We start from the raw sequence: 15,415 nt of genomic DNA, 5'->3' as shown, positions 1-15,415 counted from the left end.
AAGGTAACGGCATAGATAACGGGACGCTGATGATGGCCGGTCTCGATGAAAGGAGGAAAACGATGCAAAAGCAACTTGACAAGTAAACGGTCTTCAATCCATGAATTGGAAAGCGCTATCATCAGATTTTTTAGATTAGTTAAGCAAAGGAGCGCATGTGAATGACTAACCAAATGCAAAGGTTTGTAAAGAGGTGGATCTGTCTTGTTATTGTTTGTTCAATGATATCGTCCCTATTTTTATACTCGCCCGTATCGGCGAGCACTCCCGAGGAGACGAATGCTTCTCAAGAGATCGCTGACATGAAAATGATGAAAAAGCGTATGGTTGATTTTTACATCTCCAAAGATATCATAAATGACGGAACGAACGGTCGGGTCGAATGGACCTTCAAATCACAGGCAGGTACTTATTTATCCAATCAAAAACCGGATGGAAGCTGGGACGATGTCGATTACACGAGTACAACTTCCGCCGCCAATGGGAGAGGTTGGTCACCCTACCTTGCATTAGACCGGATGCAGTCGATGGCGCAGGCTTTTGCCGACCCGAATGATCCAAACTATCATAGTGAAACGTTGTTAAATGGTATTCAAAAGGCGCTGGATTATTGGTTCACGGTAAAGCCGACTTCAACCAACTGGTGGGAGACCGGAATCGGCAAACAACTAAGGCTGGAAAAAATTGCGCTTTTATGTGAAGGCTATTTAACGGCAACGCAAGCCTCCAATATTATTGGCACGTTAGACAGCAGCCCTCACACTGTCGATGGGGCCAATTCGTCCTGGTACAATCAAAATTATATGTACCGGGGCTTGTTGCTGGAGGATGCCCAGATCGTTCGGAACGCCGTGAATGCGTTTAACGTATTGTCGAATGTGACGACGACCGTGACGGGAATCCAGTCGGACATGTCCTTTTTTATGCATGGCAAAACGAATTATACGACGGGCTATGGAAGAAGCTTTGCCAGAGATATGTCATTCTGGGCCTACATTGCCTCGGGCACCGTGTTCTCGTTCAGCGAGGCGGCGATTGATTCGTTATCGTCATATTTATTGGACGGCACCAGGTATCTCGTGAAAGGCGATGTTGCCGATCTGGGCATGGGGATGAATGGACCTGATTGGCCGGATTATTCGAGCGCGGCTTTGACCTTCTATGAAGATCCGATGCAATGGATGCAGGCGGCCAATCCGAAGAGGGCTACGGAGTTTGCAAGTTTCCTTGACAATATTCGCAGGATCGGCACGAGCACGAGCAACGGACTGAACGCCAACAATATAACGCAATGGCAAACGCTTGTCTCCTCCCATATGCGAACTGACTACGGAATTACGGTCAAAATGGCCTCCAGCACGGTTAAAGGCGGCGAATGGAGAACGATCAATCCCAGCGGATATAACCTGTTGTTCTGGACGCCGCAAGGAGCCACCGCCATTCAGAGAACCGGCGACGAATACAGACCCGTTTACCGGTTGATGGACTGGGCCCATGTTCCCGGTACGACGGCCCCGTACGCACTCACGAAAGACGGAAATTTCAACAATCCCAAAACGTTTGTAGGCGGAGTGACAAACGAGCGTTATGGAGCCACCGCATTTGATTTTAACAAGTTGAATACAAGCGGAAAGAAAGGCTACTTCTTTTTCGATGACGAAATGGTGGCGCTTGGTGCAGGAATCGCTTCTACGAATACCGCGCCGATCCATACGACATTGAACCAAAGTCAGGCGATAGGCGAAGTTCTCGTAGATGGCAATCCCCTAGCAGACGGAACGATGCAAACCAACGGACGCTGGGCCTATAACGATAATATCGGCTATATATTCCCGAATCCGACGGATTTTCAAGTAAAGCGGGAGACGAAAACCGGAAAATGGAGTGACGTCATCACGGGAAGTTCAACGGAGGCGATTACCAAGCCGATTTTTTCAATTTGGCTCGATCATGGCGTGAAACCAACTAACGCTTCCTATCAATACATCGTATTGCCGAACAAAACCTCCGGAGAGGTCAGCAACTACGCGAGCGACAACCCGATAAGTATTCTTTCGAATACATCATCCGTCCAGGCTGTCCGGCATGAGTCGCTGGGGATTGCGGAATTGCTGTTTTATCAACCCGGAACGGTGACGGTGAGAGACGGTTTGATTGTTACAGTAGATCAACCCGCCATGGTTATCGTCGACGAATCTTCAGCACCTGTCCGTATTTCGGTCGCCAATCCCGAAACACCGGGGATTACAGTGAACGTGACGCTGAATCGAAACGGAGAAACATCCACGACAAGCTATAGGCTCGGCAAGGATACGTTCACAGGCCGAAGCATGACTTTGAATGAGGGGTCCTCCATCGACGATAGCGGATTCGATCTCGCTTATACTAAAGGTGCGACCGCTTCATCCAGCAAAGACAACCTATTTGCCTCGAATGCTACGGATCTTTACAGAACTTCGTATTGGGGTTCAAACAATTCGGATAATGAATGGATTTATGTTGATTTGCAAAATCAGTTTTCGATCAATAAAGTTAGGCTAAATTGGGAGAAAGCGTACGGGAAGAGTTATAAAATTCAAGTATCGGACGACGCTGTCACCTGGAGTGATGTTTACTCAACGACGACGGGTAACGGAGGAATCGACGACATTTCTTTCAGTCCGATCAATGCCAGGTACGTTCGTATGCAAGGAGTTCAGCAGGGTACCGGAAATGGCTACTCGCTTTATGAATTTAACGTGTATGAAGCAGTACCGCCCAATCTTGCAGAAGGCAAGCCGGTAGAGGCAAGCTCGTCCAGAGCAGCGAACGTCGGGCCCGGCTATGCGGTCGATGGCTCACTTAGTACCCGTTGGGGATCTAACTATTCCGATACGCAGTGGATCTATGTCGATCTTGGCTCTAGCCAATCGATCCAGGAGGTTGATCTACATTGGGAAGACGCGTATGGAAAGGCGTACCAAATTCAGGTTTCCGACGACGCGACGAATTGGACTACGGTTTACAGTACCACAACCGGAGACGGAGGAATCGATAGAATCTCCTTCGAACCCGTGAATGCAAGATACGTTCAGATGTATGGCACGAAAAGAGGGACCACATACGGCTACTCACTCTGGGAATTTAAAGTGTATTCGGCTCTTGCTACCGCCCCGGATGCGCCTGCCGATGTGCATGCCGTCGGTCATGACGGGTCCGTTGAGGTGAGCTTTGCTGCGCCGGTCCATAACGGCGGAAGCGAAATTACAGGCTATAAGGTAACCGCGTGGGCAAACGGAGAAGCTGTTGTGACGGCGGAAGGTTCGGGCAGCCCAATCACCGTCCCCGGTTTGACGAACGGTACGGCGTATACCTTTACGGTAGTCGCGACGAACGCTCAAGGCGATTCGGCGGCATCCAAGCCGTCTAAGGAAGTGATCCCATCGTCGGATGAAGCATCTGTTCCGGCTTCGCCTGCGAATTTGACGGCGGCGCCCGGTGACCGATCCGTAACCTTAAAATGGGACGCTCCGGCGGAAAGCGTCACCTATTCCGTGTACCAATATGAAGGCATGGCTGCGCCGGCCGATCCGGGCAACTGGCAGCTGGTTCAAGCTAGCGTAACGGAAGCTACGTATACGGTAACCGGATTAACGAACGAAACAAGCTATGCGTTCACGGTGAAAGCCGTAGATGCGAGAGGCGAGAGTAATTTCTCCAATGTCGTGACGGCGACGCCGAATTCGACATTGTCGCAGGTTCCGGCAGCGCCGGTTCATCTTGCCGCCTTGGCGGAAGACCGGAAAGTTTCGCTGAGTTGGGATGCCGTGGCTGGTGCGGATCGCTATGTCGTTTACAAGTATGCAGGGTCTGCGGCTCCGGTTGATCCGGCCAATTGGGTGCAAGTGCAGGAGAACGTCACGGAAACCGCATACACAGTAACCGGTCTGACGAATGGCACGCGATACGCGTTCTCAGTGAAAGCCGTGGGAGCGGGGGGCGAGAGCAAGTTCTCCAATGCCGTGACGGCAACACCGAATGCTCCGCAACCGGAGACGCCGAAGGATCCGCAACCGGAGACGCCGGTCAGCGGCAGCGGCACAGGTAATGGCAATAATACTTCCGTCATCGAATCGACCAACGGCATCATTCTTATTCCGAGCGGACGGGCCGGCGAGGTCAGCCTCGATAAAGAAGTTATCCTTACGATAGGCGCTGGGGCGGCGGAGCAAGAGCTGCGCATCGAGATCGAGAAGCTGAACAGTACGGCAAACCTCGTATTCGATAAGGAAACGCTTGTCAGCAACGTCTATGAATTAACGAAAAATATGACCAGCAACTTTAAGAAGCCGATCGTCATCTCGATGAAGTTCGATCCGTCTCTTGTAGGAGACAATCAAAGAGTCGCTATCTTCTACTATGACGATGCAAAGAAAGTATGGACTGAAATAGGCGGCGTCGTGAACGGCGATCGAATTACGGCCGAGGTGGATCACTTCACCAAGTTTGCGGTCATGGCTGTAGGCGAAAAGAAAGACGAAAGCGGCGAACCGAACGCGCCGGCGCCATCGTTCACAGACATCGCGGGACATTGGGCGAAGAGCGCCATCCTGAGCGCGGCGGGCATGAAGCTTGTCAGCGGCTATCCGGATGGAACGTTCAAGCCGAATGCCGCCATTACCCGCGCCGAATTTACGGTCATGCTGGCCAAGGCGCTTAAGCTGGAAGAAACAGGTTCAGCGCCTGCGTTTACGGACGAGGCCAAACTCGGCGGATGGGCGAAGCAAGAAATTGCGAATGCTGTTGAAGCAGGCATTGTGAGCGGGTACGCGGACGGCAGCTTCCGGCCGAATGCGCGTATTACCCGTGCCGAAATGGCAGCGATGATCGCTAGAGCGCTTAAACTGTCTGCTGAAGCAGGCACAACGACCGGTTTCGCGGACGATAAGGATATCCCGAAGTGGGCGAAAGGCGCAATTGAGGCGGTTCGCAAGCTGGACATCGTGGACGGCCGCGGTGACAATAAGTTCGTTCCGAACGGTACTGCGACCCGGGCGGAAGCGGTAACCCTATTGGTTCGGATATTGGAACAATAAAACATAGATAACACCAGGCACAGCGTAGGAACAGATATGTTCCTCATGCTGTGCCTGCGCTTTTTTTCAGTCATCTCCAACCCGTCTACAATTTCGGGGTATAGCAAAAGCCCGTCCGCGTGTGGTCGGGCTTTTCATGGTGGAGTCGAACCACGGCTGTGAAAACCACAATTCGCCGTAGTGTGTTGATGAGGTACGATACGCTAAGTAGTGGATTTAAAAAAGAGAACTTCTAAAGCTCTCTATGGGCTGGCTGCATCATCCCTTGAGTGGGCTGATCCTCTTGGTACTCATAATATTGCGACTCAACGGGCGCATGTATTTGTGCTTCCATTGGCGGCACTGACGGCTGCTGATATGGCTCATCCACATACATGATTCTGCGCTGAATTTGCATGAGTCCATTCACGACGCGCAGCGCTAGCCAGAAAAACACAAGGCCAAGGCCTACGTACAGCAGATATTGCTGATTATAAGTCCAATCTATATGAAAATAACTAAACAAGCTATTCTCTAAAATATCAAGCTGCATTTCATTCATCAAAATGATATGCACGACTGGAAGAGCAATTAATCCTAGTCCTAGTGAAATCGCCGTTACCATGATAACAAAGAATACAATGCCTGTTACACATCTTAGTAATACAAGCAGCAGATTTCGAATGAATAGCCCACCCTCAAAGCCTCTCACCATTCGCTTCAACCAGTTCTCCCCGGCTTCAGATTGTTGATTATAGGTATACGATACAGAAGGAGCAGGTAAACCTAAAATTTGTCTAATCATGTTTTGTTCAAAATTCACGATCCCATTCAACAGCTTGGCTACTCCAAAAAACAGCGGTATTCCGATAAATATTGGAGTTAAACCGATGGATAGGGTAAGTCCCGTTATCGCTACTGTAAAATAAATAATCCCTAACGGGAGAGATAGCAATAAATAGAGGATCGTTGCATAGGTTTTTGGATTAAAAAGCACCCAATTCACCTTGCCTGCCCGCTCCATTGCAGTCGCTTCTGTTACCTTCATATTCAAACACCCCTTTTGGCTTCATAAATCACGCTCTGTGAGATATAAATCCATTATATCCGACCTTATTTGCCTAATATAACCGTCTTAGGGGGTGTCTGAACCTAGACTTAAGACTAGGAATCTGTCGACTTCGCCGATAAAAACCTTCTGCCAAGTAGAATTTTGGCTACCGCAGGCTGGCCAACTTCTCCAGAAAGTCTGCCACGATTTCCAGCGACGCCGCGTCGAAACTGGTTAACAATTCCATCGATTTTCGGTCCTGTTCTTGGTGGAATACCCGGTGCAGTTCGGCCAATTCGGCGCCGAGCGGAGTCACGGAGAAATAAATTTCTTTCAGGTTGTCCGGCAGTTGAATTTTTCTAATCAGGTCCTGATCCAACAATTTGCGGGTAATTTTAGAAACGGCGCCTTTCGTTATCTCCATTTCGCGGGCGATATCGACTCCTTTGATGCCTTCATGCATATCGATCACATCCAAAACATGCAGGCTTGAGAGGGATAGGCGGGGCAGCATCCTTTTTAGCCGGTCGTTGGAGATATGCTCCATGAGCCAAAGCCGATCCTGGTCCTCGTCGGTTTCGCTGATGAGAATCCGGTACATGGATTTTTCTATGCGGTTTTTGAGCTGAAGCAAATCATCATTCATATCTGGCATAAGGCAAGCCTACCTTTTTTCTTTTCATTATACCACGGTTTCCAAGGAAACCATTTGACAGAACCTCCTTTCCTTGTTATTATGGTTTCCATGGAAACCATATAATTAAACACTGTCTCCTGAGACTTCTACAGAAAACTAACTATTTGGAGGGAATCTAAATGAATGAGGTTATGCAAATGATCCGCCAGCATCGCTCCATCCGTAAGTTTAAAAATATTTCGTTGACTAGCGAGCAAATCGACGCCATTGTCGATGCGGCGCAAATGGCACCGACCTCGGCGCATATGCAGCCGTTCTCGATCATCGGCGTGACCGATCAGGGACTGAGAAAGAAGATCGCGGTGCATTCGAAAAATCCGTCGGTTGAGAAATGCGGGTACTTTTATGTGTTTTGTGCCGATCTTCATCGGATGATGCTTGCCGCCGGCCCGGACCAACAGGAAAAAATGGGCCGCAACTTGAGCTACTCGTATTTTTACCAATCCGCTGTGCTGAGTGCCGCGCTTGCCCTGCAGAATGCCAATTTGGCAGCCGAATCCATGGGGCTCGGAGCCGTGATTATCGGAGGAATTAACGAGGCCCTGCCCGCTCTGGACGAATGGCTTGGACTGCCGGACCTCGTCATTCCTTTGGCCGGTCTTGCAGTAGGCGTTCCCGACGAGTTCCCCGAGCAAAAGCCGCGGTTGCCGCGGTCCGCCGTGTTTTTTGAAAACCTGTATGATGATGATCTTGATCTTAAAGCAAAGGTTGAAAGGTATGACCGGGAAATCGAGGAGTATTACACCGCACGAACGAACAACAAACAAAAGGCTAGCTGGTCCGGAAAATTCATCTCCATGCTGGATAAGGATTTGCCGTTGGGCGGGTATACGGAATACGTGAAAAGCAAAGGGTTTGATTTGAAATAGTGAGGATCGTGTATAAAGAGCCTGAAACGAAAAATTCACAACCGGACTCGGTTGTGGATTTTACATATGGAGGCGAGGGGAGTCGAACCCCTGTCCTATTACGGATTTTGTTCCCCTTCCTTAGCTTAGATAGATTCATTAGCGAACGAAAGAAGGATGCAGGTTCTTTGAAGCGAGGGAACTCTCAAAGAAACCGCAAGCCTTGGGGAAAAATCCCTTACGCTTGCGGTTTCTTTCATACTAGTGGCAACTTCAACTATCTTAAATTAATAGTGGCCTTGTTCTCATCTTTTACCAGCTTTAGAATCAAACTATCTTCTGATTTGGCTACTGTGTCAGGAACTTCCATTACAACAAATCCGGTTTTTGAAGATAGAGGCTTAATACTTTCTTTGCTAAGATCTTTATCTATCATCGTGATCGTGTATGTATACTCATATTTGTCCTGAAATAGCGCCTTCATTTCGACTCCGCCAATCATTGACGTAAAATTGTCTGCTTCCGTTCCTTGATTAGTAACCGTATAATTTAAAATTAAAAACCTATTGCCCTCGTCCGCACTAGAAGAAAAGTATTCATCACTGACTTTTTGATTGAATTCAAAAGAGTCCAGCACAACTTCCCAATTGCCCAAATTGAACTTGTCCCCTACTTTGTAGACAACCTCTTTCGGCTCTTCAGGCTCCTTAGTCGGTTCTTCTGTAACAGCATCACCTGTTTGCTCATTATTTACGTTTTCTGCAGGACCTTGATCCTTTACAGAAGTATTAGCATTCTGCGCTCCTGTTGATGTAGACGCGGCACCTCCACATGCAGTAACCAGTAATAACAGTGCCAAAAATAAAATTCTCAAACTAGTCTTTCTCAAAACTCTCTCCCCCTTTTCTACATATTACCACATATTACGAGTTTTTCGGTTCCTAAATTTCATTTCTTTCAATATTTTGCCACTTTCTATTTTATTAAAATAAAAAGTAACTTTTTAATTATATGAGGATGCAAAAAAGCGACCAATCACGGTCGCTTTTTCTCATACTAAGTATGGAGGCGAGGGGAGTCGAACCCCTGTCCGAAGGCAACGCCACATAGGCTTCTACGGGTGTAGTGACAGATTTGATGTCACCCTAGAGACTCCCTGTCACCGGATTCCCTTCAGGTCAGCCTGATTGTCTTCTTCCGAAAGGCCCCAGGCGGAGACCAATCGGCGTATCCCACTAAAGTTGGGCCCTAATCTCGGCACATGGGCGATGCAGAGGCAGAGCTAGCTCACAGGTTATTAAGCTGCGAAAGCTAAGTTGTTGTTTTGTTTGCCGTTTAATAGGCTTTAGCGTTGATAAAGCGGACGCGTCCCCACTACCCGCTACCCATGCTCGATCTACCCCCGTCGAATCCAAAAACGCCCCCTTATTCTCAAGGTGTTTCCGGTTAAACGGCTGAGCATGAATGCTTTGATTCTTTTCTTAACATTCATTAGTATACCACAGATAGCACGCGAATTGTCTGGTGAATACATGGCAACAGTGCCAAGCGGTAGAAATAATTGTAGCAATGAACGGACCGAAAAGCAAATTCACATAATAGCAAAAAAGCAAGAATAAACTCGAAATATGTATTTTTCTTCCTTCATTATGCAGAATGATCGTGGTAAGATCATAACATTCCATTTTTTTCTTTGGAGTAAAACACTAATATTGGGGGTTAATCATGAAACTCAGCAACAACAAGCCAAAAATCAGAAAACTTCTGCTATCCTGCCTGATCCTGCTCAGCATACTCGCTATGCCCTTCAACGCAGTTGCAGAAGAGGTGCAAGAACCCAACCTGTACTGGACCGTAGGCTCCGGACAGAAAGTTAAGCTTACAAACATTGCAGAGCTCACGCTGCCGCAAAATTATTATTTCCTCGACAAGGATAATACGATTGCTTTCATCGAAAGCTTCGAGGACCTCCCGACTTACGATGAAATCGGATATGTGCAGCCAGGAGATGAGAATTCCGTATGGAGCGTTTACTTTGAATATGCCGAATCCGGTCATATCGAAGATAAAGAAAAATCGGACATCGATGCCGATGAGCTGCTCAAGAGCTATGAACGAGGGCAGAAGGAAGCGAACAAAAAGCTTCCCGAATACAATCAATTGTATGTGGAAGGATGGTTTAAAGAGCCTGCCTATGATGAATCCATGCGCAGCCTCACATGGGCTCTGCTCCTTCATGACAACAACGGAGAACAAATAATTAATTATAACGTGCGCATTCTTACACGCGTGGGATACATATCGGCAATCCTGGTATCTACCCCGGAAACCCTGGAGGCCGACCGTACAACGTTTACTCAGGAACTGCTCCCTGGTCTCTCCGTAACTCCAGGCAATACATACTCTGATTTCGATCCTTCTACGGACAAGAAGTCTTCCATGGGCCTGACGGGACTCATTCTAGGGGGAGCCGGACTTGCCGTGGCCAAAAAAACGGGCGTCATTGCCATCATCGCTTTAATAGCCAAGAAGTTTTGGATCGTTATTTTTGCACCTTTGCTTTGGCTCGGCAAGTTATTCAAGAAAAAGGGGAAAAATACCGAGCCGGCGCAAGGGAACTTAGGCACCGACCCGAACTCGGAAAATGCTCCTGCTTTGCATGTGGATCACCAATCCTCTCCCGAGAATCCGGAGGAAAATCGCTTCAAAAGCAAATTTGAGGCGGAGAACGATCCTAATAAGCCACCCACTTCGATGTAACAGGGTATAAGCTCAGAACATAAAAAACCGGGAGCCGAATAAGGCGCTCCCGGTTTTGTTGTATATCGTCATTTGGCCACTTTCTGCTTCTCTCGCAGCACGCGCTGAATGTCGCGCTGGGCGTCGCGTTTGGCGGCGGCATCGCGTTTGTCGTACTGCTTTTTCCCTTTGCCGAGGCCGATTAGCAGCTTGGCGTAGCCGTTCTTGATGTAGATCTTCAGCGGTACGATGGAATAGCCTTCCTGCTTGGACAAGCCGAGCAGCTTGCTGATCTGAGCTTTATGCATCAGCAGCTTACGCGTCCGGGTCGGGTCAAGCGGATTGTATCGATTCCCCTGCTCGAACGGGCTGATATGCATATTGTGGATGTGGATTTCCCCATTCCGGATCGTCGCAAAAGCATCCCCGATATTCACCCGGGCGTTCCGGATCGATTTGATCTCAGTGCCGGTGAGTACCATTCCCGCTTCGAAAGTATCCTCGATGAAATAGTCATGGGAAGCTTTTTTGTTCTGGGCCAGCACTTTGCCGTCATTTTTCTTCGCCATGTTCATCCTCCTCATCCCAAACTTATAGCCGCAAAAGCGTCTCAGGCCTTATGAAAACGCCAGACCTTAATTGTAACAACTCTCCCGCGCAAAATCAAGAAAAGCCCCCGAGTTACAGGGGCAGATTGCGCTTGCGGAATAGAATTACCGCGAGTCCGAACGTCACCAGGCCGATCACTGCGAGAATCGTGAAACTGATGCCCAAATTCACGCTGCCGTTAATGATTCCCCCGTAGCCACTCGATTTTATCGCTGAATTTCCCCACCAGATGAATATATCCTCCAGGTTCTGCGTAAAAATATCGATATTGCGCACCCGGTACTTGGCCGTCTCCGCCACGAACTGATCATAGTTGCCCTGGATCGCCCACCCGGACCCGGAATCCGGACGCGGCACCGCCTCCGCTCCCACCGCCTCTGCTCCCACCGTCCAACGACACCGGCTCTACCTACAAGACAGGAAGAATTTAAGAACGCCTGCATATGTTTCTTCTATGGAGTGTGCGGGAAGGCTTAAAGAGCTTGATTAATATGAAAAAGTGACAGCCCAGGAACAAACCATCAGGTTTCGTAGGACTGCCACCTTTTATTAAATTGATTATTCATTGCCCCTGTGTATAGCGTTCTTTAAAGGAACATTCATCATGAATCTGGTAATTTTGTAAGGCATCAACTTAAACCTGCTTTTTTCGCGGCCATTTCGACTAGCGACAATAGACTTTTTGATAATTAACGTGTCTCTAACGAACGATACGCAGGATCACTGTATTCTTCAAGCGGACAATTCATAAAAATGTCCACCTAAAAGTGGACACGAAGGTCTTTTTCCTCGCATATGGCTAAAGTCAATATTAAGTATCTCAATGCCTCTAAACTACTATATATGGACGTTTTATGGATGAGGAGTCAGTATCTCTTTCACAGAAAAGTGTCCACCTTTTGAAAGACATTTTTTGCGAAAATTCCACCCGGAGAGGACATTGTTAGAACTAAGGTGACGCCAACATGAAAATTACTGATAAGTGGAACAGGCCGGGATCGCACGAAGCGATACCCGGCCCAACTAGCTTGCCGATGCGGCTATTTTTTCTTCTTACGCACGAACGCAGCCGTGCCGTTGCCGCCCTTGCTCTTGCCGCCGCCCCGCTTCTTGCGCGGGGACGACGCCGTACTCTCATCGGTGCTGCCTCCGCCGCCGGTGAAAATCCCGCTCGCGGACGTCTTCTTCCGCCGCGAGCCGGACCCGCCGCCTTCTCCGGAGCGGTAGCTTCCGGAGTCGCGGCTGAGGGCCGCCGGCCCGGGCGCATAGCCGCCCTTGCCGGAGCCAAAGCCGAAGCTCATGGCGGGGGCGGCACTGCCGCCCCCCGCCGCGTCGCTTCGGCGTCCGCCGCCGCGTTTGCCGCGGCCGGCCGAGGCGGCCTCGCCTATCCCGGCGCCTGTGCCTGCGGCGCCGCCCTTACCGGCTTTGCCGCTCCAGCCCGCCTTGCCGGCGCCAACTTTGCCGCCGCCCTTGCCGCTTCCGCCGCGCTTACCGCCACCGCGCCCAGCGCCCGCGGCGCCGTTAAACCCGCCGCCGCCGTTTCCGCCGTTCGAATCCTCACGGCGGCGCGGCTTCATATCGACCATCTCGAAATCGATCGTATGATCGTCCATGTTCACGCGGGCTACGCGGATTTTTACCTCATCGCCGATGCGGTAAATTTTCGATGTACGCTCGCCGATCAGTGCCATATGCTGCTCATGGAAGTGGTAATAATCATCCGTCATCGCACTGAGACGGATGAGCCCTTCCACCGTGTTCTCCAGCTCGATGAACATCCCGAAGCTCGTTACGCTGCTGATAATGCCGGGGAATTCCTCCCCGACCTTATCCAGCATGAACTCCGCTTTCTTCAACTGTTCCGTATCTCGCTCCGCGTCCACGGCGACCCGCTCCCGCTCGGACGATTGCTGCGCAATCTCCTGCATGCGGCTGGCCAAATACTCCTGCCGCGCTTCCGGCAGAGCCCCGCCATGCTCGATCACCTCGCGGATGACCCGGTGGATCACCAAATCCGGGTAGCGGCGGATCGGGGATGTAAAGTGCGTGTAGAACTCCGCCGCCAGCCCGAAATGACCAGTGCTCTCGGCGTCGTACTTCGCCTGCTTCATCGACCGCAGCATCATCGTGCTGATGACCGTCTGCTCCTTCGTGCCCTGGATATCCTCCAGCAGCGTCTGCAGTGCGCGCGGGTGAATCTTGTTGCCTTTCCCGCCCTTGACGGCATAACCGAAATTGGACACAAATGCCATAAAATTCATCAGCTTCTCTTGATCGGGATCCTCATGAATCCGGTAGATGAACGGCACCTTGAGCCAGTGGAAATGCTCAGCCACCGTCTCGTTCGCCGCCAGCATGAATTCCTCGATAATTTGCTCCGCAATAGACCGCTCCCGCTTGACGATGTCGACCGCCTTGCCGTTCTCGTCGACGATGACCTTTGATTCCTCGAAGTCGAAATCGACCGCTCCGCGCCGCATCCGGTTGCCCCGCAGCTTGAGCGCAAGCTCGCGCATCAGTTCGAACGTATCCGTCAGATGACTGTAGCGTTCCGTCACCTCCGGATCCTCCTGCTGCAAAATTTTGCGCACGTTCGTATATGTCATGCGCTCCGTAGTCCGGATCACGCTTGTGAAAACATCGTGCTTCACGACCTTCATCTGCTCGTCGAACTCCATCTCGCAGGACAACGTAAAGCGGTCGACCTTCGGGTTGAGCGAGCAAATGCCGTTGGACAGCCGATGCGGCAGCATCGGGATGACCCGGTCGACGAGATACACACTGCAGCCGCGGTTGTAAGCTTCCTGGTCCAGCTTCGAACCCTCGCGCACATAGTAGCCTACGTCCGCGATATGCACACCGAGCTGGATATGGCCGTTCGGCAACCGCTCCACGTTGACCGCGTCGTCGAGGTCCTTCGCATCCTCGCCGTCGATCGTCACGATCACCTTGTTCCGGAGATCGCGCCGGCCCTGCTTAGCGATCTCCTCCTCGGCAATGACATCCGGCGCTTCCTGCGCTTCCGCCATCACTTCATCGGGGAACGCCTCCGGCAGCTGATGCTTGCGGATGATCGACAAAATATCGACCCCCGGGTCATCCTTATGCCCGAGAATCTCGATGATGGCTCCCTCCGCCGCCGACCGCCCTTCCGGGTAATTGACGATGCGGGCCACGACTTTTTCACCGTCTACCGCACCGCCGAAATTCTCCTGCGCCACGAAAATATCCCGGTTAATCCGCTTATCGTCCGGAATGACGAACCCGTAGGTTTCGTTATGCTGAAACACGCCGACCACCTGGGTAATCGCCCGGTTAACGATCCGCACGACCTCGCCTTCCAGCTTGCCGCCCCCGGCGCTTTTCGAGCTCACGCGCACCAGCACGATATCGCCGTTCATCGCACTTTTCAGATCGTTGGCGTGAACGTATACGTCCGGATGCTCCCGGTCATCGGGAATGAGAAAGGCAAAGCCCTTGGCGTGGGCCTGCAAACGCCCCCGCACCAGATCCATCCGTTCGGGTACCCCGTAACGGTTGCTCCGCGTCAACAGAATCTTGCCTGCCTGCTCCAGTTGGTTCAGCAGCTTCAGGAACTCCTTGAAACCGGCAGCATCCGTAATTTGAAAATGCTCTTCCAGCTCCTGGTATGTCATTGGTTTATACGCCGTCTCCCGCATAAATGCGAGCAGCTCTGTTTCTGTTATCATGCTCTCACCTCGGCCGGCCTGTCCGCCGGCATAAATTATTTGTGTACGATAATTTCCATGAATACCCTTCATGTATATACCCTAGTATACACGAAATCAACCTCCGGCATCCGTTTGTCACTTTTTTCGGAATGAACGCCTTTTCGCACCGGAACTGAGAGCCTCTCCCTCTCCCCGAAGAGCTTTTCAATCTGGATGCTAATCCCCCCTAAATTCCCACCGCAAAATACCGAAAATTCCGCTTCTCTCTTTTCAGAAAATATCGGTAAGGAACCGGGAAGAGAAAATAGATTGCATCACTATTGCGCAAAATCTTCAAATTTATTCTAGAAACCTCCGATGATTCAGGGAGTTCCGTCCTCTCCTTCTTTCCGCCTTTTTCGTCTCTTGCATCTTTGCCCATAAAAAAAGCCCCCGTTTCCGAATGGGAACGAAGGCTTTTTGATTTAGATTTATTTCTACCTTTGTACGACAGCGACTACGATTGCCAGGATAAAGAATCCTGCTGCCAACCCGATCGTTACCCGTTCCAAAACGAGTTCCATGCCGCGCGCTTTCGACTTGCCGAAGAGATGTTCAGCACCCCCGGAGATGGCACCGGAAAGACCTGCGCTCTTCCCTTTTTGCAGCAGAACGACCGCAATCAGACCGATGGAGAAAATAATGAGCAACACTTCCAAAAAGATATTCATCCAATCCACCTCCTA

The 15,415-nt window shown here is 50.4% G+C and carries 10 protein-coding genes and 1 other RNA gene; 3 read left to right on the top strand and 8 right to left on the bottom strand.

What is annotated here, in order from left to right; all coding sequences use genetic code 11:
- Positions 1 to 302 precede the first annotated feature (302 nt).
- Positions 303 to 5,075, top strand: coding sequence for a polysaccharide lyase family 8 super-sandwich domain-containing protein (locus DFP94_RS15750; protein ID WP_181873172.1), 4,773 nt, complete (start codon positions 303 to 305; stop codon positions 5,073 to 5,075).
- Between the two features lie 232 nt (positions 5,076 to 5,307).
- Here DFP94_RS15750 and DFP94_RS15745 read toward each other — a convergent pair whose 3' ends face one another.
- Both DFP94_RS15745 and DFP94_RS15740 read right to left on the bottom strand, forming a co-directional pair.
- On the bottom strand, positions 5,308 to 6,102 hold the full coding sequence (locus tag DFP94_RS15745; RefSeq protein WP_114497419.1) for a sensor domain-containing protein: 795 nt from the start codon (positions 6,100 to 6,102) through the stop codon (positions 5,308 to 5,310).
- A gap of 169 nt (positions 6,103 to 6,271) precedes the next feature.
- Entirely contained in the window at positions 6,272 to 6,760 is a 489-nt protein-coding gene (locus DFP94_RS15740) for a MarR family transcriptional regulator (protein WP_114497418.1), read from the bottom strand.
- 161 nt (positions 6,761 to 6,921) lie between these two features.
- On the opposite strand from DFP94_RS15740, the gene DFP94_RS15735 reads away from it, so the two are divergent.
- Entirely contained in the window at positions 6,922 to 7,671 is a 750-nt protein-coding gene (locus tag DFP94_RS15735; protein ID WP_114497417.1) for an NADPH-dependent oxidoreductase, read from the top strand.
- Positions 7,672 to 7,927: 256 nt separating this feature from the next.
- Here DFP94_RS15735 and DFP94_RS15730 read toward each other — a convergent pair whose 3' ends face one another.
- Together DFP94_RS15730 and ssrA are read right to left on the bottom strand one after the other, a co-directional pair.
- Positions 7,928 to 8,539: a DUF4352 domain-containing protein gene (locus tag DFP94_RS15730; protein ID WP_114497416.1), complete on the bottom strand. Its 612-nt coding sequence runs from the start codon at positions 8,537 to 8,539 to the stop codon at positions 7,928 to 7,930.
- 171 nt (positions 8,540 to 8,710) lie between these two features.
- Positions 8,711 to 9,075: a transfer-messenger RNA gene (gene ssrA, locus DFP94_RS15725) on the bottom strand.
- Between the two features lie 300 nt (positions 9,076 to 9,375).
- Between ssrA and DFP94_RS15720 the strand changes: the two genes are divergently transcribed.
- Positions 9,376 to 10,410: a DUF2167 domain-containing protein gene (locus DFP94_RS15720; protein WP_114497415.1), complete on the top strand. Its 1,035-nt coding sequence runs from the start codon at positions 9,376 to 9,378 to the stop codon at positions 10,408 to 10,410.
- Positions 10,411 to 10,478: 68 nt separating this feature from the next.
- Here the strand turns inward: DFP94_RS15720 and smpB are convergent, their stop codons facing one another.
- The 4 genes from smpB to secG all read right to left on the bottom strand — a co-directional run bounded on the left by smpB (position 10,479) and on the right by secG (position 15,400).
- Positions 10,479 to 10,958 carry an SsrA-binding protein SmpB gene (smpB, locus tag DFP94_RS15715; RefSeq protein WP_114497414.1) on the bottom strand — a complete coding sequence of 160 codons (480 nt, stop codon included), beginning with the start codon at positions 10,956 to 10,958 and terminating at the stop codon, positions 10,479 to 10,481.
- Positions 10,959 to 11,070: 112 nt separating this feature from the next.
- Entirely contained in the window at positions 11,071 to 11,370 is a 300-nt protein-coding gene (locus DFP94_RS15710) for a hypothetical protein (RefSeq protein ID WP_114497413.1), read from the bottom strand.
- A gap of 668 nt (positions 11,371 to 12,038) precedes the next feature.
- On the bottom strand, positions 12,039 to 14,708 hold the full coding sequence (gene rnr / locus DFP94_RS15705) for a ribonuclease R (RefSeq protein WP_114497561.1): 2,670 nt from the start codon (positions 14,706 to 14,708) through the stop codon (positions 12,039 to 12,041).
- Between the two features lie 458 nt (positions 14,709 to 15,166).
- Positions 15,167 to 15,400 carry a preprotein translocase subunit SecG gene (secG, locus tag DFP94_RS15695; protein ID WP_114497411.1) on the bottom strand — a complete coding sequence of 78 codons (234 nt, stop codon included), beginning with the start codon at positions 15,398 to 15,400 and terminating at the stop codon, positions 15,167 to 15,169.
- Positions 15,401 to 15,415 lie beyond the last annotated feature (15 nt).

Source organism: Fontibacillus phaseoli (assembly GCF_003337355.1).
GTDB lineage: Bacteria > Bacillota > Bacilli > Paenibacillales > Paenibacillaceae > Fontibacillus > Fontibacillus phaseoli.
The sequence above is the reverse complement of the archived record's forward strand: the minus strand, read 5'-3'. Positions and strand labels throughout refer to the sequence as shown.